Raw genomic sequence first — 17224 nt, 5'->3', positions numbered from 1 at the left:
CCCATGCCCTCCTGCGGGCCTTTTCACAGGCCCGCATACTGAACCGTTCGTTCCAATATGGGGTTCACCGCCCCGCGAGGGAGTCACCGAAGATGAACCGCTTCACCGGCAAGACCGTCCTGGTGACCGGTGCGGGCTCCGGCCTCGGCCGGGCCATCGCGCTCGCCTTCGCCGCCGAGGGAGCCCGTGTCGTGGCCGCGGGCCGCACCGCCGCCACCCTGGACGAGACGGTCGCCCTCATCGGGGCGGCCGGCGGCACCGCCGCGGCCGTCACCGCCGACGTCACGGACTCGGCCCGGCTCCGGGACCTCGTCCGCGAGAGCGCCGCCCGCTTCGGCGGACTCGACGTCGCGGTCAACAACGCGGGCATACTCCGCGGCACCGGACCGGCCGGCGACATCGCCGAACAGGACTGGGAGGCGGTCCTGCGCACCAACGTCACCGGCGTCTGGCTGGCGATGAAGCACCAGATCGCGCACATGCGGGAGAACGGCGGCGGCGCCATCGTCAACATCTCCTCCAACCTCGGCGCGCACCTGCGGATCCCGAACGCCGCCGCCTACATCACCTCGAAGGCGGCCGTCTCCGCCCTCACCCGCGCCGCCGCCCTCGACCACATCCACGAGGGGATCCGCATCAACGCCGTCAGCCCCGGCGCCGCGGCCGGGCCCATGTCGCTGGGGCCGGGCGAGACCGAGGCGGACCGCGCCGAGCGGATGAAGTCGCAGAACCCGCTCGGCCGCGTCGCGGAGGCCGAAGAAGTGGCCGCCGCCGTGCTCTACCTCGCCTCGCCCGCCGCCGGTTCGGTGGTCGGGACCGACCTGGTCATCGACAGCGGCTCCTCCGCCTGAGCGCCCGGCTGCCCGCCCCCGGCGCCCCGCGCGGCCGGATCCGGCAGCGGCTTGCCCGCACAGGAGGCGTCCGCCTGCGGCATCCGGCCGTCGAGCAGGAAGTCCTCGACGTAGCGGTCCACACAGGCGTTCTTCGCCTGGTAGGTGCCGTGGTCACCGCCCCCGACCGTGATCAGGCGCGATCCCGGCAGCCGCTCGTGGGCCCGTACGGCTCCCTCGTAGTACGTCGCCGGATCGTGCCGCGAGTTGAGCATCAGGACGGGCGGCAGTTCCGCGGCGGCCACCTCGGCGCGCGGAGCCCCGGAGCGGGGCCAGGCGGCGCAGACCGAGGCGTAGGCCAGCTCGCGCGCGCCGGCCAGCGGGTGGGCCCGGCTGTCCGCCGCGCTCCTGCGCACCCAGTACGCGCGGCCGCGCGTCCAGGGCGTGTCCTGGCAGACCACGGAGAAGAAGTCCGCGGCGAACGCCGCCCCCAGAGGGTGCTTCAGCTTCTGCGCCAGGGCCCGACGGGCGGCGGCCGGCACGCTCGCGGGGTCGTCCAGGACACCGAGCAGCGCGGCCAGGTCCGGGAACCGGTCACCGCTGTAGATCATGCCCGTCGCGGCCGCGTCCAGGTGGTCCGGCAGGACGCGCGTCCCCTCCAGCTCCAGCGGGCGCTCGCGCAGCGAGGCGCGCAGCCGCTCGTACGAGGCCTTGGCCTCCTCCGGGGTCCCGCCCCGGTGGTAGGTCGCGTCGTTCGCCGCCAGCCACGGCAGGAAGTCCTGCTCGAACCGGCGCTGGAAGCTCATCGGCTGGCCCGTCATGAACTCCTGCCAGCTGCCGCCGAAGTCGATGCTGCTGTCGAGCACCACCCGTTCGACGCGGTGCGGGAAGCGGGTCGCGTAGCGGGCGCCGAGGTAGGTGGCGTAGGAGGGGCCGTAGTACGACACCGTGCCGGCGCCGAGGAGCGCCCGGTACAGGTCCATGTCGTGCACGGCCTGGTCGGTGGTGATGTAGGGCAGCAGGTCCCCCGAGTTGCGACGGCAGTCGCGTACGAAGTCCCGTGCGCGTTCCACCGTGGCGCGTACGGCCTGCTCCGAGCGGTCGCGCAGATCGCCGCCGCCGAACAGGGCGTCCACCTTCTCCTGGCCGGAGCACACCACGTTCGTGCTCGCCCCGACACCGCGCTGGTCGAAGCTCACGATGTCGTACGCGGCGGCCAGCTTCGGCGCGTACGAGGCCAGTCCCGCCGGCCGCCCCAGGCCCGAGGCCCCGGGCCCGCCGGCCGCCATCATCAGGACCCCGCGCCGGGCGGCGGGATCCGGCGCGCGGTGCCGGGACACGGCCACGGTGAGGTCCGGCCCCCGGCCGGGGTGGTACCAGTCGCGCGGTACCGCCATGGAGGCGCACTCCAGCGGGCCGGATGCGCAGGGCCGCCAGTCGAGGCGCTGGTCCGCGTACCGGCCGGGTATGGCCGGTGCCCCGGGCGCCGTGGCGGCGTTCGCCGGGGCCGCGGGCAGCGCCGCCACGGCGAGCAGCCCGCAGGCGGCGGATGCGACCCGGCGCGCGGTCTTCCTGAACAGGTGCATGTGGGGTGGTCCTCCCTCGTCGCGGTGATCGGTCGTGTCGATCCTCCGCGAACGGCGGGCCCGCGACGATCCCCCCACGACCCGTGTCCGTGGTGGTGCGGGCGCCACCCCCGCCGTCACCCGCGGCGGCGCAGACGCGTCGTCAGGTGGTGCTGGAGGGGCTGCCCCACGGCGGCCATGTCGTGGACGACCGTCAGGCCGGCGCCGTCGAGGGTGTAGTGGCGGCGGGTGCCGGTGACCTCCTTGGCCAGCGGGGTCAGCGACACGTCCTTCGTCTCGATCTCGGCCTCCAGGACCGCCGTACCGCCGGTGGCCGCCTCCGCGCCGGCCCCCGTGCCCCACACCCGGCCGGTGTACGTCTCGACGATGCCGGTCGGATGGGCCAGCACCACCTCCAGGGACGCGTCGGGCGTCACCCGCCACCACCCGGCCTCCCGCCCCGCCGGGCGCACCGGCGCACCGGCCTCGTCGATCAGCCACGCGCGGGCCTCGTAGCGCAGGAAGGGCCGGCCGTCGTGGCTGAAGGTGATCTCCTGCTCGTACCGGAAGTCCTGCGCCAGCGTCGGGTACGCGCCACGCCCCCGCCCGTGCCAGCGCCCCAGGAGGGGGAGTACCGGCGCGAGCAGCGGATGCGGGGCGGGCCCCTGGCCGAGGACGTGGCTGTCGGGGTACGGATTCTCCTGCGCCGGCTCGAACATGGTCACCTTGCCCGTCTGTGGTCGTCCCCCGCGAGCGTGCAGCGTAGCGCGCGGGGCGGAGCCGTTCCGAGGCCGTCCGCGAGCCGGACACCGCACCCCGGACACCCCCTAGACGACGAACTCCTCGTCGCCGTAGCGGACCTCGACGGAGTTCCAGTCGACCCCGAGCCGGGCCGTGAACTTCCGGGCGAGCTGCAGGTCGGCGAGCGGCGCGACGAGGATCAGCCGGCCGTCGAGGGCGACCGAGCCGCCGCCGAGCCGGCTGCGCGCCTCGGCGTCCGCGAGCAGCGCTTCGCGCAGCCGGGTGGCGGTGACCCCCTGCGCCTGGATCTCGACGGCGTCGGTCTCCGGCGACGTGCGCGGCAGGCAGCGGAAGGTCAGCACCGACTCCTGCCGGTACTGCTTGCGGACCACGTCGGCGATGTGGTGCAGCCCGTCCGCGTCGACCCGCTCCACGTCGAACTCGCGCGAGCGCTCGTAGGTGGCCTGCTGCTCCTCCTCGGACCAGAACACCCCGTCCAGCAGGGTGGAGGACCCCGGCCGGGCCCCGTGCGCACGGATGATCTCACGCACCTCGCGGTCGAAGCGCTTCAGCCGCTTCTTGAGCCGGGTGTCGGCCGGGTCCGTGATGACCGCGGTGTTGTCGGTGGCGTAGATCTCCGCGGCCGGGCAGCCGGTGGAGCCGGACGCGGGGGGCCGCGGGTCGGCCTGCGCGGCGGTGCCCGTCCCCGCGGACGCCAGTGCCAGGACCCCGACCGCGACCAGTGCGCGCAACCGCTTCATTCCTCAACTCCCTGCCTGTGGGCCAGAACCGCGGCCCGCCCGGGGCCGCAGCGGGCCTCATCCTAGGAGCCGCGCGGGGGCCCGACGGGGCATCGCACCCCATATGGCGGATGGCGGACGGTGGCTACTTGGGTGCCGCCCGGTTGACGGCGTTAGGCGGCGCCCCCGACGGGTATGGCCCCACGGGGGGAGGGGGTGCGGTGGTGCGGGGTGGTGCACGGAAGGCGGTCCGGGGCGCGGCCGCACTCGGAGCGGCGGCGACGCTCGTCCTCGCCGCCTGGCTGGTCTGGCTCCTGCCCGGACCGCAACTGGCCGCCGTACTCGGCTTCGGGCCCGTGGACGGCGTCGTGACCATCTCGGAGTGCTACGACGCCGCCGACGCGGAGGGCTATGCGGGCGGCACCGAATGCAAGGGCCGCTACGTGCCGCGCGGCAGGGGCGGGGGAGCGCCGGAGGAGATCCTGCTGGAGACGGCCGCCGAGGAGCACCGGCCGGGCTCCGAGGTGGAGGTCCGCACCGCCCGCGGCAGGGCGTACGAGCTGTCCGGCCACGCCGTGGGGAACATCGGCGTCGCGACCGGATGGCTCCTCGTCCCCTTCCTCACCCTCGCGGCCTGGCTGTCCGCCTGCGCCCGCCACGGCGGCGCGGTGGACGGGGGCGGCTTCGTACTCGCGGCGCTGGCCGCGATGGTGGCCGTCGTCGTGCTGGGCCTGACGGCCGCCGTCCTCGTCGGGATCCTCACGGCCGTCCTCTGACCGCGGTCGCCGCACGTCCCACCTCGCCGCGCGCGGGACGGGGGGCCTGTACCGGGAGTACGGCTTCACCGACGCCGACGGCACACAGCCGGACTTCGCCTCCCACCGGGCGAAGGAGCCGGAGGAGGAGCACGGGCCGCTGGGAGAGCCGCTCCGGCCCTGGGGGCGGGCGTAGGTGCGAGGCCTTCGCACCTGGTCACGGCACGTATGACGGCTGTAGCCGCAATGGTCTCCCTGTGCCAACGTAGGCTCCATGGACGGCATTCGGGGCAGCAGCCGCAGCACTCCCGCAGACGGACACGCGCACGAACACGAGGCGCAGGAACACGAACACGGCCACGCCACCGGCCACGAGCACGGGCCGGGCCATCACCACCGGGGAGGGCGCCGGCGGATCGCGCACCTGCTCACCCCGCACCGCCACGAAGCCGGCGACAAGGTCGACGCGGCCATGGAGGCCTCCCGCGACGGCATGCGCACCCTGTGGGTCTCCCTCGCGGTCCTGGGGGCGACCGCGGCCGCCCAGGCCGTGACCGTCGCCCTGTCCGGGTCCGTCGCGCTGCTCGGCGACACGGTCCACAACACCGCCGACGCGCTGACCTCCGTACCGCTGGGCATCGCCTTCGTCCTCGGCCGGCGGGCGGCCAACCGCCGCTACACCTACGGGTACGGCCGCGCCGAGGACCTGGCGGGGGTGCTCATCGTGGCAGTCATCGCCGCGTCCGCCGCCCTCGCCGCCTGGGCGGCCGTCGACCGGCTCCTGCACCCCCGGGAGGTCACCCACCTCGGGGCGGTGTGCGCGGCGGCGCTGACCGGATTCGCCGGCAACGAGTGGGTGGCGCGCCTGCGCATCCGCACCGGCCGGCGGATCGGCTCCGCGGCCCTGGTCGCCGACGGCCTGCACGCCCGTGCCGACGGCTTCACCTCGCTGGCCGTGCTCCTCGGGGCGGCCGGCTCCGCCGCGGGCCTGCGGGCCGCCGACCCCGTCGTCGGCCTGCTGATCACCCTCGCCATCCTGCTGGTCCTGAAGGACGCCGCCCGCGAGGTCTACCGCCGTCTGATGGACTGCGTCGATCCCGCCCTCGTGGACACCGCCGAGCGCGCCCTGCGGGAGGTGGCCGGGGTGCTCGGCGTAGGGCAGCTGCGCATGCGCTGGATCGGCCACACCCTGCGCGCCGAGGCCGACATCGTGGTCGGCGCCCACCTGAGCGTCGTCCAGGCCCACGATCTGGCCGTCGCCGCCGAACACGCCCTGATCCGTGCGGTCCCCAGGATGACGGCCGCCACCGTCCACACCGACCACACGGCCGGCCGGGTCCGGACGGCCTAGGGTCGTGCCGTCACAGTTCCTCCCGGCTGGTGGGGCTCCTCGGACGACACTCCCCAGCGGCCGCCGCGTGACGCCTCCGTGCGGTGGACCAGGTCCGTGATCAGGGCGGCGATCTCCGGCCACAGGTCGCGGGGCAGGTCGTGGCCCATCCCGGGGAAGACCGCCAGCTCGGCTCCCGGGACGGCCTCGGCCGTGGCCCGGCCGCCGCTGACGTCGCACATCGGGTCATCGGCGCCGTGGATCACCAGCGTGGGCAGCCGAAGGGACCGCAGCAGCGCCGTGCGGTCCCCCGACGCCACCGAGGCCACCGCCTGCCGGGCGACGCCGAGCGGATCGTAGGACCGGTCGAAGGCGCGCCCGGCGCGCTCGCGCGCCGCCGCCTCGTCGAACGCGTACCCCGGCGAGCCGAGCACCCGCACGGCGTTGACCGTCCGGTCGACCACCTCCTCGCGGCTCTTCGGCGGCGGCCCGGCCAGCGCGCTCAGGGCCGCGGTGTCCGGCAGGCCGACCGTCCGGTCGCCCGTCGTGGACATCAGCGAGGTCAGCGACCGGACCCGGCCCGGGTGTTCGATCGCCATCGTCTGCGCGATCGCCCCTCCCAGCGACAGGCCGACCACATGGGCGCTGTCCAGACCGAGCGCGTCCAGCAGGCCCACCGCGTCCGCCGCCATGTCGGACAGCGTGTACGACGCCGAGGAGAGGTCGCCGGCGAGCGCCGCCGGCACATCGGGCACGGGCGCGTCGGGAAAGTGCGAGGACAGCCCCGCGTCCCGGTTGTCGAACCGGATCAGCTGGACGCCGCGCCCCGTCAGCTCCGCGCAGAAGCCGTCCGGCCAGCCGTGCATCTGGAGGGCGATGCCCATGATCAGCAGGACGGGCGGCGCCTGCCCGTCCCCCCACCGCTCGTAGGCGACCTCGATGCCCGCCGGTCCCACGTTCACGGCCTTCTCCTCGGTCACCGTCACGCCGTCTCCTCCTGCGATGGGCCAGAGGCCGAACATACCGGTGGGGAACGGGCCTGGACGTCGTTGCCGTTCCGGGGGATGCGAGACTGCTCGATCGTGGACGGAACGAGAAGGGCGGACGGGATCGTGCGTGCGGGGCGGGGACGGGGACGGCGACGGGGAGGGCGCCCGGGGCGCATGGGGCTGGTCGCGCTGGTCCTGATGACGGCCGGGGCCTGCGCGCATCCGCTTCAGGACCTGGGGCCGCTGCCGCCGCGCTTCTCCGGGCCGCCGCTGCCGCCGGACGCGGTGGTGGCGGACCTGACCTCCGCGATGGCGGAGCAGGGGGTCGAGCTGAAGCGGAACCCGCCGGACATGCAGCTGATCGACTGCCAGGAGGTCCTGACGGCCCAGGCGCCGACGGCGACGGCCGACGCGGCGCTGAAGGGCGCCTTCGCCCGAGCCCGTTCGGGTCTCGGCTGGCAGCCCGGCCCGGACCTGGGCGCGCAGGTCCTCAGCATCCGCAAGAACAACTGGACGGCGACCGCCACCCTCACCGGAGGCACCCGGGTGTCCGACCAGCCCACCACGCCCGTCCTGATCAGCGTGCTCTGCTACGGGGGCCACTCCAAGCCCCTGCCCTCCGCCCCGGCGCCGACCGGGTCCTGAGCGCCCCGGGGGCCGGACCGTCCGCGCCCGGAACCTGCCGCACCGTCGGGGCCGCGGGCCGCGACCGGCTCGCTCCGGCCGTCCGGCCACGGCATCTTGGGGTGTGCAGACAGCCCCCAGACCCCCGGAGCTTCCCATGAGCACCACCGGTACCCCGCAGACCGTCCTGATCACCGGCACCTCCTCCGGCATCGGCCTCGCAGCCGCCGTCCGCGCGGCGCAGGCCGGCCGGCAGGTCGTCGCCACCATGCGCGACACCGCGAAGGCCGGGCCGCTGCGCCGGGCCGCGGCGGAGGCAGGCGTCGAGGACCTCGTCCAGGTCAAGCGCCTCGACGTGGTCGACGCCGGCTCGATCGCCGCCTGCCTGGACGAGGTGCTGACCGAGTACGGGCGGCTCGACGCGGTGGTCAACAACGCCGGCGCCGGCCGGGTCGGCACGATCGAGCAGGGCACCGTCGAGGACGTCCGCTCCACCATGGAGGTGAACTTCTTCGGAGTCGTCCAGGTCACCCGGGCCGCCATGCCGCACCTGCGCGCCGCGCGGGGCCGCCTGATCACGGTCACCAGCGTCGGCGGTGTGATCGGCCAGCCCTTCAACGAGGCGTACTGCGCGGCGAAGTTCGCCGTCGAGGGGTTCATGGAGTCGCTCGCGCCCGTCGCCGCGACCGTCGGCGTCGCCGTCACCGTGGTGGAGCCGGGCGCGGTGGCGAGCGAGTTCGTCGACACCATCGGCGTGGACGTCCCCGCGATGCTCAGCGCGGCGGGCCCCTACGCGCCGGCGCTCGGGACGTACATCGAGCGCACGGTCGCGTCCTTCGCCCAGGCGCAGACCCCGGCGGAGGCGGCCGCACCGATCATCGAGGCCCTGACCGCCGAGAAGCCGGCCTTCCGGGTGCAGACCTCGGACTGGGCCCGCGACTTCACCGGCCGCAAGCTCTCCGACCTGGACGGCTCGGCCGTCCAGGCCATGACGGCGGCCTGGGTGGGCTGACGGGCCGGCCCCCGGGGCCCGCTACCGCCGCCGGTCCGCCAGCACCTCGGACGAGGCGTCCCGCTGGTGCGGGACCGGCGGGGCCGACAGCGGCGCCCGCGCCTCGTCCTGCTGGAGGGAGACCGTGCGGGCGGGCGCCGGGATCGAGATGCCCTCCGCCCGGAAGCGCCGGTGCAGGCGCTTGATGAACTCGTGCTTGATCCGGTACTGGTCGCTGAACTCGCCGACGCCGAGGATCACCGTGAAGTTGATCCGGGAGTCCGCGAAGGTGTGGAAGCGGACCGCGGCCTCGTGGTCGGGGACCCCGCCGCTGATGTCGGCCATGACCCCGTCCACGACGTCGAGGGTCACCCGCTCGACGTGCTCCAGGTCGCTGTCGTAGCCGACCCCGGCCTGGACCAGGATCGACAGCTTCTGCTCGGGCTGGGTGTAGTTGGTCATGTTCGTCCGCGCGAGACGGCCGTTGGGGATGATCACCAGGTTGTTCGACAGGTTGCGCACCACGCTGTTGCGCCAGTTGATGTCGACCACGTAGCCCTCCTCGCCGCTGCTCAGCCGGATGTAGTCACCCGGCTGGACCGTCTTCGAGGCGAGGATGTGCACACCCGCGAAGAGGTTGGCGAGGGTGTCCTGCAACGCCAGCGCGACCGCGAGACCGCCCACCCCGAGAGCGGTGACCAGCGGGGCGATCGACACCCCGAGGGTCTCCAGGGCCACCAGGACGCCCATCGTCAGCACCACGATCCGCGTGATGTTGACGAAGATGGTCGCGGACGCCGCGACCCCGGTACGGGACGCGGCCACCGACTGGACCAGACCCGCCACCACCCGGGCCGCGCTGAGCGTGGCGATGACGATGAGCAGCGCCGTCAGCGACCGGCTGACCACACCCCCGACCCGCGCGGTCAGCGGCAGCGCCGAAGCCGCCACCGCGGTCCCGGCGATCACGGCCGCCCAGGGGACGATGGTCCGCAGCGCGTCGACGATGACGTCGTCGCCGCTCCACTTGGTCCGGCCGGCGTGCTTGGCCAGCCACTTCATCAGCGCCCGCAGCACCAGACCGGCCACGCCGCCGCAGGCCAGCGCGATGCCGGCCACCACCCAGTCGTGCAGGACGAGGTCGCGGGTCAACGCCTCGCCTCCCCACCGTGGAGGGCGGGGGAGGGAGCCGCCGCGGGCCGCCGTATGTGCTGTGTCGTCACCTTGTCACCTGTCAGGTCGTCGTGTACGCAGCCGCGTTGGAACGGACGTACGCATTCCGAACGGACTGCCATCCTGCCCCATGCGCCGCCGCCCCCACAGCCGGACCCTCCGCCCCGGCGGGTTGCTCCGGGTTGACGAACTCCTCACCTGCCCGGCCCACACCCCCGGCCCTGTCGGGGCGGCGGCGGAGACGGGGAGCGGTGGTATGTGCTGCGCGTGGAGAGGCGCCCGGGCCGCCCAACGGGTCACGGGGGCCCACGCACCCGTTCCCTCGCACTCCCGCGGCGGTCTCAGCGCCGGCGGGGAAGGAAGTCATGAACCTGAACGCTCACAAGGTGACCCCACGGCCCCGGACGCGCTCCCGGGTGCTGCTCGCCTCCCTCGCCGCGGCGGCGGCCCTGACCGGCCAGCTGGTGGCGATCGCCCCGGCGGCGTCCGCGGACGGCCCCGGGCCCTCGGACCAGAACGCGTCGTCGGCGCAGGACAAGCAGCGCAACCCGGACAAGGACAACGGCCAGGACCACCGCAAGAAGCGGCCGACGCAGTTCCCGCACGGCCTGCGGCAGTTCACCTCCGACAACACCTTCACCGTGCCGGCGGGCGTGACGACCGTCTTCGTCCAGGCCTGGGGCGCCGGTGGTGGCGGTGGCGGCGGCGGTGGCGCCTCGACCAGCGCCCTGGGCGCGGGCGGCGGCGGCGGTGGCGGAGGCGCCGGCGGCTTCACCTGGTGCACGCTCAACGTGACCCCGCTGGCCGACTACGGCGTGGACGTCGGCGCCCCGGGCACCTCCGGCACCGCTGGCACCCCCGGCGGAACGACGGGCGGGGCCGGCGGCGCCGGCGGTACGGGCGGCACCACCACCGTCGTCTCGGCGGCGACCAACACCGCGCTCGCCACCGCGGGCGGTGGCGGCGGTGGCGGTGGCGGCGGCGGTGGTACGGCCACCGCGGGTGCCGGCGGCGCCGGCGGTGCGGGCGGCACCGGCTCCTGCTCCACGGGCGGCGTGAACCTGTCGGGCGAACCGGGCGACGCCGGTGCGCCCGGCGGCACGGGCGGCGAGGGCGGCGAGGGCGGCGAGCCCGCCGACGGCATCGTCGGCCTCCCCACGCACTTCGGTGAGGGCGGCAACGGCGGCGCGGGCGGCCGTCCCACCCCTGAGAACGCCCGACCGGGCATCGCCGGCCAGCCGGGCGGCTCCGGTTACGTCGTCATCTGGTGGTAGCACCCTGACCCCCCGCTCCCGCCGCCCCCAGGGGCCGCGGGAGCGGGCGGTACCCCGTGCTCACCCGGCGGTGAGGAACGCGCGCAGGTCGACGATCTCGTACTCCTCCTCCAGGGCCGCGTCGATGATCCGGGGCAGGGCCTCGGCGTCCAGGACGACGCCGTCGCCCGCACCGCTGCCGACGTGCATCTGCAGGATGGCTCCGGGACCGAAGGCGTTCACCGCCCTGCGGACCGCCCCGTCCACCGTCATACCGCCCGCGGGCCCCAGGTAGCCGTTCGTGTCGTCGGTGAACTCGATCGCCGCGTATCCGAGGCCGTTCACGTCCTCGACCGCGTCCTGCGTGGTCGAGCTGTACGGGAACCGGAAGAACGGCAGCGGCTCGGCCCCGGACGCCGCCCGGATCGCCGCGTCGGCGGCGCGCACCTCGCGCGCCCGTTCGGCCGTACCGAGGTCGTCGAAGTACGGGTGGCTGTAGGAGTGGTTGCCGAGCCCGTGCACGGCGCCCATCGCCCGGACGGCCGCCGGATGCGCCTCGGCGAACCGGCCCGTCGGGAAGAAGGTGGCGGCCAGCCTCCGGCGCCGCAGCTCCGCCAGGACGGCGGCGAGGCCGCTCTCGTCCCAGGCGGCGTTGAAGGTCAGCGCCACCACCCTGCGGGACGTCGGCAGCCGGCGGATCTCCTGCCCCAGCAGGGAGGCCGGCGGTCGGGGTCCCGCCGCGACCGGGCCGGCCCCCTCCCGCACCGGCCCACCCGGCGCGGCCAGGGCGCTCCGCCCCGGCACCAGCCCCGCCGCCAGCAGCGCCGCCAGCGCGGCGCGTCGTCCCGCATCCACCACAGTCGCTCCTTCGCACCCGGCACCGCCCCGCGCGGCGCCGACACGACTATGCGCGGGCGCCGGACGCTGCGGCCGACCGCCGTGCCGGGCACCCGGGTGATCTCCGCCCGCCGCGCCGCCGCGGCCCGGTGCGCCCGGCCCGGGGCCGCGGGGGCGCCCCGTACAGTCCGCTGCGGGCACCTGGCCTCCGCCGCCGGAGGCGCCGCACCGGCAAGGGAGACAGCCGTGAACCCCAACGACCAGGACCGCTTCCCCCCGGACCCGGCCCGCCCCCACGACGAGGGCCTCACCGGACGGGCCTCGCTGCACGTGCTCGTGCTCTCGGGCTCCTCCCGGACCGGATCCGTCAACACCCGTCTGGCCACGCTCGTGGCGGGCCTGGTGGTCCGCGACGGGGCCACCGCCGAGCCCGTGACGATCGGCGACTTCCCGATGCCCCTGTACGACGGGGACCTGGAGGCCGAGGAAGGCGTTCCGCCGGGGGCGCTGGCCCTGCGCGAGCGGATCGAGGCGGCGCAGGCCGTGGTCATCGCCTCGCCCGAGTACAACGCCTCCGTCCCCGGCGTCGTCAAGAACGCCGTCGACTGGGTCTCGCGCATCCGGCCGCAGCCCTTCAAGGACAAGCAGGTCCTGCTGGTGTCGGCCTCGCCCTCGATGGTCGGCGGCAACCGCGGCCTGTGGGCGCTGCGCATCCCGCTGGAACACCTCGGGGCACGGGTCTACCCGGACATGTTCAGCCTGGCGGCGGCCCATCAGGAGTTCACCGAGGACGGCGCGCTCGCCGACCGGGGGCTCGGCGAGCGCCTGGCCTCCACGGTCGACGCCTTCCTGGACCTCGCCGAGGCCGACACCCGCTACCTGTGCCTGCAGCGCCGCTGGTACGAGTTCCTCGGTGACCGGACCGACGCCCCGGTCACCGCGCGCGCCCAGGACTGACGCGCCGCCGGAACCCGCCCCCCTTCAGCGCTGGGACAGTTCCGACGGCGCCTCCTGCACCACCCACCCGTTGCCGTCGGGGTCCCGGAAGGTCATGAACGAGTTCCAGGTGCCGCCCTTGCCGTCCTCCCAGCCGGCCTCCCCGAGGTGGCGCACCGGCGAGACGTCCACGCCCCGGCCCACCAGCTCCTCCCGGGCGGCCGCGATGTCGGTGACGCAGAGCTGGAGGCCGTGCAGCGTGCCCGGCGCCGTCACCTCCGTACCGGGAGCGGGCGGCATCCCCTGGAGCAGCGCCACCGAACACCGCGACCCGGGCGGGGTCAGCTGGATGATGCGCACGCCGGGGGCGACCTCGGCGTCGAGGTCCACCCCGAAGCCGATCGCGTCGGCGTAGAACTCCTTCGCCCGGTCCATGTCGGTGACGGGGACCGGGACGACTTCGAGCGTCCAGTTCACGCGGTGCCTCCTGGGCAGCGCCGGCGGACCGGCGGGACGGTGGGATCGGGTCTCCCGCAGGGGGAGACCCCCAGCTTGGGGCATGGACGGCGAACCGCTCCCCGGCGTGCCGCCGGCAGTGGGCGGACCAGCCCCGGGCGGGCGAGTGCGCGGGCGCCGCAACGCCGGGGGCGCGTACCCGCGGCAAGGGGCGCGCGCTGGCGCGAAGGGGCGTGCGGCGCGGCGGACGCCACTCTTCCGGAAGATTTCCGGGACCGGCTTGCACGATCGGGCGTGATTTCCGATGGGGTGGTGATGGGGGGCGCTTGCCGCTCCACGGCTGCCGCACACGGGGGCGGGCAGCCGGTCACCCCACACGCCACTTGGAAGGTTCCGCGCCGCAGTGAATGTTGCCGAGATCGTCGCCCTCGCGCTGATAGTCGCCACCACGGTCCGTGTTTTCTCGAGCGATGTGACACCCACCGCCCAGGAGGGCGGCGACGAACAACGGTGGGGGAGTGCATGAGCGAAGGCGAGTTCGACCCAGCCGGGGACCAGACGGTCTCCAGTGAACTGGCGGGCGTCCTGCCCGTGGAGTTCACCGCGTTCCACTCCCAGCAGCACCGCGCGTACCTGCGCTACGCCCACCTCCAGCTGGGCAACGCCAAGGACGCACAGGAAGTCGTCGACGACGTGTTCACCTTCCTGCTCAAGGTGTGGCGCCAGGCCCTGAAGGAGGCCAGCCTGCACGGCTTCGCCTGGGCCGTGCTGCGCGAACACGTCGAACGCCGCCTGGCCGCCCTCGGCCGCCAGGTGGCCATGGTGGAGACGGCGTGGTTCTCGGCGCTGCGCCGCTCGTCGAGGGAACGGCTCGAACTGCTGGAGTCCAAGCTCGGCCTGTACGCGGCGATCGCGGAGCTGTCCGAGCGGCAGTACGACGTGGTGCTGCTGGCCTTCCTGCTGGGCAACGACTTCGAGACGGTCGCCCGGATGATGGGGATCTCCCCAGCGACGGTCCGCTCGCACCTACGCGGCGCCCGCCGCACCCTGTCCCGCAAGCTCGGGGTGGACTGGATCCCCGGAGAGGAGAAGGACCAGTGAGCGACATGCCCGCTGACCGTGACATGCCGCTGCGCGAACTGGACGCGGCCCTGAAGGACGCCGCGGTCCTCGCAGAGGAGTACGCCGGCTACGACGAGGGCGCCGCCCGGCGCCGGATCGCCCGCCGGATCGTGGCCGACCGCTCCCGCTCGGCCATCGGCAGCGCCGCGGGGTGGGAGCCGCCCGCCCGGGGACACGCCGCGCCGGCCGAGCACGACGACCTCGTGCTGGACGCCGCCTGCCACGTCCGGGCGGCCCGCGCCCTGGACGACGTCACCTGGTCCCTGGTGGAGAGCCGGGACTTCGCGGAACTCGCCCTGCGCGCCGGAGCCTGGCCCCACGGTGTGGACTCCGCCCTGCTGTTCGGCTGCCTCCTCCACCTCACCGAACGGAGCGAGGGCGCCCGGTTCTGGTTCCAGTACGCGGCCGGCGCGGACTCCCGCACCGCCGCCCTGTGCCTCTACCTCCACCACCTCGCCCGCGCGGAGGTCCGTACCGCCCGGCACTGGAAGCAGCAGGCCCGCACCCTGCCGGCCGAAGAGCACCTGCCCCACCTGCCGCAGATCCCGGAGGACCTCGAAGAGGCCCTGACCGCCTCCGTGATCTGGGCCTCCCCGCCCATCACCACCCAGGACCTCACCTCCCTCACCACCGGGCCCGGCCGGGCCGCGCGGCCGCCCTACCGGCTGCCGGCACGGCTGCGCCAGGCCGTGGCGGCGGACCCCGGCAGGGAACACCCGGACCTGGGGGACGTGTTCACCCCCGGCCCGCCGGTCGCCGCGGCCGTCGCCCACCACGCGCGCCTCAACCCCCTGTACCTGACGGACGAGGCGAACACGTGGGCGTTCGAAGCGCTCAGGCAGCCGCAGCCGGCGCACGCCGCCCGCACGAACCCCGCGGGGCCGCCGGCACCCGCCGCGCTGGAATCCGTACACCAGGCGCTGCGCGTCCTGGAGGTCGTCAACCGGTACTCCGGCGGTGTGAGCCTCACCCAGATCGCCCGCGAGACGAAACTGCCGCAACTGGTGCTCGCCCGGGCCGTGGAACAGCTCGTCCGGGCCAGTCTGGCCGCCCCCACCGGACCGGACGCCTACATCGCCGGCGACGCCCTGCTGCTGGCCGACGCGGCGAACGGCGAAGGCCGCGGACACCTCGGGGAAACCCTCGCCTGGGTGCGGGACGCGGTCGGCGCCGCCGTGTACGTGGCCCGCTACACCGACGGCGAGGTGTCCATCACCCAGTACGCCGACGGGCCGGGCACACCGGTCGTGGAGGAGTGGGTCGACTTCAGAGCGGCCGCCCACGCCTCCGCCGTCGGCAAGGCCCTGCTCACCCAGCTCGACCACGGCGACCGCGAGGACCATCTGGACCGCCACCGGATGTCCCGGTTCACCCCCCACACCCTCGCCACCCGGGAGGCCCTCTTCCACCAGCTCGACACCCGCAGGCCCAACGCACCGCTGCTCGACTTCCAGGAATACGCCCTCGGGACGGTGTGCGCGGCGGTGCCGATCACCTCGGGACCGAACGCGGAATGCGTGGCCCTGTCCATTCCCGTCCCCGACGCCGGCCGGCTGCGCCAGGCCGCCCGGATCCTGCAGAGCGAGGCCGCCGCGGTCTTACTCGCACTGATCGTCGCCGGCAGTGACCAGCCCTCCCAGGCCCCGCCGCACGGCGATCCGGCCGCCCGGGGACCCCGGCGTCCGGGGGCCGCGGCGTCCGGAGCGGCGACGGCGCCCGGGCTGCACAGCCCGTTCCTCTCCACCACCGTCTAGAACGGCCGGCCCCGGCGACGGGGCCGGCCTCCGGCGCGGTGCACCGGTACGGCGACGCGGCGGCTCAGGCACCGCGGGAGCCGAGGCGGGCCACGGCGCCGACCATGCGGTCCCAGAACAGCCCGGTGTCGAGGGTGGTGGCGACCCGGGCGTTCACGGGGCGGCCCACGTAGTCGTAGAGGTCCACGACGGTGGCCCCGCGGGTGTAGCGGCCCTGGAGCTCCACCACGACGTTGGCGTCGACGCAGCCGACGATCGCCGGGTCGATGACCCGGGCCACCGCCACCGGGTCGTGCAGCGGCGGATGGGGCATGCCCCACAGCCGGCGGTACGCGGAGGCGTAGTAGGTGAGCAGTTCCACGCAGACGGTGCCCAGTTCGGTGCCGAGGGCCGCGAAGCGGGCCAGGACCTCGGGGGTGGCCGGCGCCTGGTGGGTGACGTCGAGCCCGCACATGGTCACCGGCACGCCGCTGCCGAAGACGACGGCGGCGGCCTCCGGGTCGGTGTACACGTTGAACTCGGCCGCCGGCGTGCGGTTGCCCGGCCCCACCGAGCCTCCCATCAGGACGATCTCGCGGATGCGGGCGGCGCACTCGGGGTGGCGGGTGAGCAGCACGGCGATGTTGGTCAGCGGGGCGGTGGGCACCAGGGTGACCGGTTCGGGGTGTTCCATGAGGATCCGGTGGATGAGGTCCACCGCATGCTCGGGCGCCAGGTCCACCGTGGGCGGCGGGAACCGGGGTCCGTCCAGCCCGGATTCGCCGTGCACGTCGGCGGCGACGGCCAGGGGCTGGAGCAGCGGCCGGTCACAGCCGGCGGCGACGGGCACGTCCGTCACGCCGGCGAGGGTCAGGACCCGGCGGGCGTTGAGGGTGGTCTTCTCCAGTGTCTGGTTGCCGGCGACGGTGGTGACGGCGAGCAGGTCGACGGCGGGATCCCCCGCCCCCAGCATGATCGCCAGGGCGTCGTCGTGTCCGGGGTCGCAGTCGATGATGATCGGGACGGGCACGCGCTGCTCCTCCTCCTGGGGGCGGAGCGTCCAGTCTGCCGCCGGAGGGCTTCGGCGGCCGCCTCTTCCCGGCCACAACACGGCGCGGTGGCGGACTTCGCCCGTGGGGGCGCGGGTGG

The 17224-nt window shown here is 74.8% G+C and carries 16 protein-coding genes and 1 pseudogene; 9 read left to right on the top strand and 8 right to left on the bottom strand.

Going from position 1 to position 17224, the window contains the following annotated elements; genetic code table 11:
* The first annotated feature begins 92 nt into the window (after window positions 1-92).
* Window positions 93-851: an SDR family NAD(P)-dependent oxidoreductase gene (locus ACZ501_RS12480; RefSeq protein ID WP_468794632.1), complete on the top strand. Its 759-nt coding sequence runs from the start codon at window positions 93-95 to the stop codon at window positions 849-851.
* Here ACZ501_RS12480 and ACZ501_RS12475 read toward each other — a convergent pair.
* From ACZ501_RS12475 to ACZ501_RS12465, 3 genes are all read right to left on the bottom strand, one after another.
* Complete coding sequence (locus tag ACZ501_RS12475; RefSeq protein WP_468794629.1) at window positions 779-2416, bottom strand: alpha/beta hydrolase; 1638 nt, start codon at window positions 2414-2416, stop codon at window positions 779-781. The genes ACZ501_RS12480 and ACZ501_RS12475 overlap by 73 nt on opposite strands.
* 116 nt (window positions 2417-2532) lie before the next feature.
* The gene (locus tag ACZ501_RS12470; RefSeq protein WP_361609924.1) at window positions 2533-3114 is read right to left on the bottom strand and encodes a heme-binding beta-barrel domain-containing protein; all 582 of its coding nucleotides are present in this window, start codon (window positions 3112-3114) and stop codon (window positions 2533-2535) included.
* A gap of 108 nt (window positions 3115-3222) precedes the next feature.
* A complete protein-coding gene (locus ACZ501_RS12465; RefSeq protein ID WP_361609925.1) occupies window positions 3223-3897 on the bottom strand; it encodes a hypothetical protein in 675 nt (224 codons plus the stop codon).
* Window positions 3898-4100: 203 nt separating this feature from the next.
* Between ACZ501_RS12465 and ACZ501_RS12460 the strand changes: the two genes are divergently transcribed.
* Window positions 4101-4652, top strand: a complete 552-nt coding sequence (locus ACZ501_RS12460; RefSeq protein WP_468794626.1) for a hypothetical protein — start codon at window positions 4101-4103, stop codon at window positions 4650-4652.
* A 253-nt stretch (window positions 4653-4905) separates the two neighbouring features.
* On the top strand, window positions 4906-5982 hold the full coding sequence (locus ACZ501_RS12455; RefSeq protein WP_468794623.1) for a cation diffusion facilitator family transporter: 1077 nt from the start codon (window positions 4906-4908) through the stop codon (window positions 5980-5982).
* On the opposite strand, the gene ACZ501_RS12450 is transcribed toward ACZ501_RS12455, so the two are convergent.
* Window positions 5979-6947 (bottom strand): alpha/beta fold hydrolase, encoded by a 969-nt coding sequence (locus tag ACZ501_RS12450; RefSeq protein WP_468794620.1) that lies wholly within the window; start codon window positions 6945-6947, stop codon window positions 5979-5981. The genes ACZ501_RS12455 and ACZ501_RS12450 overlap by 4 nt on opposite strands.
* 177 nt (window positions 6948-7124) lie before the next feature.
* Here ACZ501_RS12450 and ACZ501_RS12445 point away from each other — a divergent pair, with 177 nt between their 5' ends.
* Entirely contained in the window at window positions 7125-7595 is a 471-nt protein-coding gene (locus ACZ501_RS12445) for a hypothetical protein (RefSeq protein WP_361609929.1), read from the top strand.
* A gap of 136 nt (window positions 7596-7731) precedes the next feature.
* Window positions 7732-8586, top strand: coding sequence for an SDR family NAD(P)-dependent oxidoreductase (locus tag ACZ501_RS12440; RefSeq protein WP_361609930.1), 855 nt, complete (start codon window positions 7732-7734; stop codon window positions 8584-8586).
* A 21-nt stretch (window positions 8587-8607) separates the two neighbouring features.
* On the opposite strand, the gene ACZ501_RS12435 is transcribed toward ACZ501_RS12440, so the two are convergent.
* A complete protein-coding gene (locus tag ACZ501_RS12435) occupies window positions 8608-9717 on the bottom strand; it encodes a mechanosensitive ion channel family protein (protein WP_361609931.1) in 1110 nt (369 codons plus the stop codon).
* Window positions 9718-10103: 386 nt separating this feature from the next.
* Between ACZ501_RS12435 and ACZ501_RS12430 the strand changes: the two genes are divergently transcribed.
* On the top strand, window positions 10104-11012 hold the full coding sequence (locus ACZ501_RS12430; protein ID WP_468794617.1) for a hypothetical protein: 909 nt from the start codon (window positions 10104-10106) through the stop codon (window positions 11010-11012).
* Window positions 11013-11072: 60 nt separating this feature from the next.
* On the opposite strand, the gene ACZ501_RS12425 is transcribed toward ACZ501_RS12430, so the two are convergent.
* Window positions 11073-11846: a polysaccharide deacetylase family protein gene (locus ACZ501_RS12425; protein ID WP_361609745.1), complete on the bottom strand. Its 774-nt coding sequence runs from the start codon at window positions 11844-11846 to the stop codon at window positions 11073-11075.
* A 306-nt stretch (window positions 11847-12152) separates the two neighbouring features.
* On the opposite strand from ACZ501_RS12425, the gene ACZ501_RS12420 reads away from it, so the two are divergent.
* Window positions 12153-12785, top strand: a complete 633-nt coding sequence (locus tag ACZ501_RS12420) for an NADPH-dependent FMN reductase (RefSeq protein ID WP_361609757.1) — start codon at window positions 12153-12155, stop codon at window positions 12783-12785.
* Window positions 12786-12809: 24 nt separating this feature from the next.
* Here ACZ501_RS12420 and ACZ501_RS12415 read toward each other — a convergent pair whose 3' ends face one another.
* Complete coding sequence (locus ACZ501_RS12415) at window positions 12810-13241, bottom strand: VOC family protein (RefSeq protein WP_361609747.1); 432 nt, start codon at window positions 13239-13241, stop codon at window positions 12810-12812.
* Between the two features lie 501 nt (window positions 13242-13742).
* On the opposite strand from ACZ501_RS12415, the gene ACZ501_RS12410 reads away from it, so the two are divergent.
* Together ACZ501_RS12410 and ACZ501_RS12405 are read left to right on the top strand one after the other, a co-directional pair.
* Window positions 13743-14321 (top strand): RNA polymerase sigma factor, encoded by a 579-nt coding sequence (locus ACZ501_RS12410; protein WP_361609749.1) that lies wholly within the window; start codon window positions 13743-13745, stop codon window positions 14319-14321.
* A 920-nt stretch (window positions 14322-15241) separates the two neighbouring features.
* Window positions 15242-15958, top strand: a pseudogene (locus tag ACZ501_RS12405) (IclR family transcriptional regulator domain-containing protein); the annotation flags it as partial.
* A gap of 202 nt (window positions 15959-16160) precedes the next feature.
* Here ACZ501_RS12405 and ACZ501_RS12400 read toward each other — a convergent pair.
* Complete coding sequence (locus ACZ501_RS12400; protein ID WP_361609751.1) at window positions 16161-17105, bottom strand: nucleoside hydrolase; 945 nt, start codon at window positions 17103-17105, stop codon at window positions 16161-16163.
* Window positions 17106-17224: the final 119 nt, after the last annotated feature.

It is taken from the genome of Streptomyces sp. NPDC034085 (assembly GCF_055575555.1).
This window is presented reverse-complemented; position numbering and strand designations above follow the sequence as displayed.

Bases quoted from the DNA above. Each gene is read 5' to 3' on its own strand.
- ACZ501_RS12440 (WP_361609930.1), top strand. From the start codon at position 7,732: ATGAGCACCACCGGTACCCCGCAGACCGTCCTGATCACCGGCACCTCC.
- ACZ501_RS12430 (WP_468794617.1), top strand. From the start codon at position 10,104: ATGAACCTGAACGCTCACAAGGTGACCCCACGGCCCCGGACGCGCTCC.
- ACZ501_RS12455 (WP_468794623.1), top strand. From the start codon at position 4,906: ATGGACGGCATTCGGGGCAGCAGCCGCAGCACTCCCGCAGACGGACAC.
- ACZ501_RS12445 (WP_361609929.1), top strand. From the start codon at position 7,125: ATGGGGCTGGTCGCGCTGGTCCTGATGACGGCCGGGGCCTGCGCGCAT.
- ACZ501_RS12470 (WP_361609924.1), bottom strand. From the start codon at position 3,114: ATGTTCGAGCCGGCGCAGGAGAATCCGTACCCCGACAGCCACGTCCTC.
- ACZ501_RS12480 (WP_468794632.1), top strand. From the start codon at position 93: ATGAACCGCTTCACCGGCAAGACCGTCCTGGTGACCGGTGCGGGCTCC.
- ACZ501_RS12475 (WP_468794629.1), bottom strand. From the start codon at position 2,416: ATGCACCTGTTCAGGAAGACCGCGCGCCGGGTCGCATCCGCCGCCTGC.
- ACZ501_RS12410 (WP_361609749.1), top strand. From the start codon at position 13,743: ATGAGCGAAGGCGAGTTCGACCCAGCCGGGGACCAGACGGTCTCCAGT.
- ACZ501_RS12465 (WP_361609925.1), bottom strand. From the start codon at position 3,897: ATGAAGCGGTTGCGCGCACTGGTCGCGGTCGGGGTCCTGGCACTGGCG.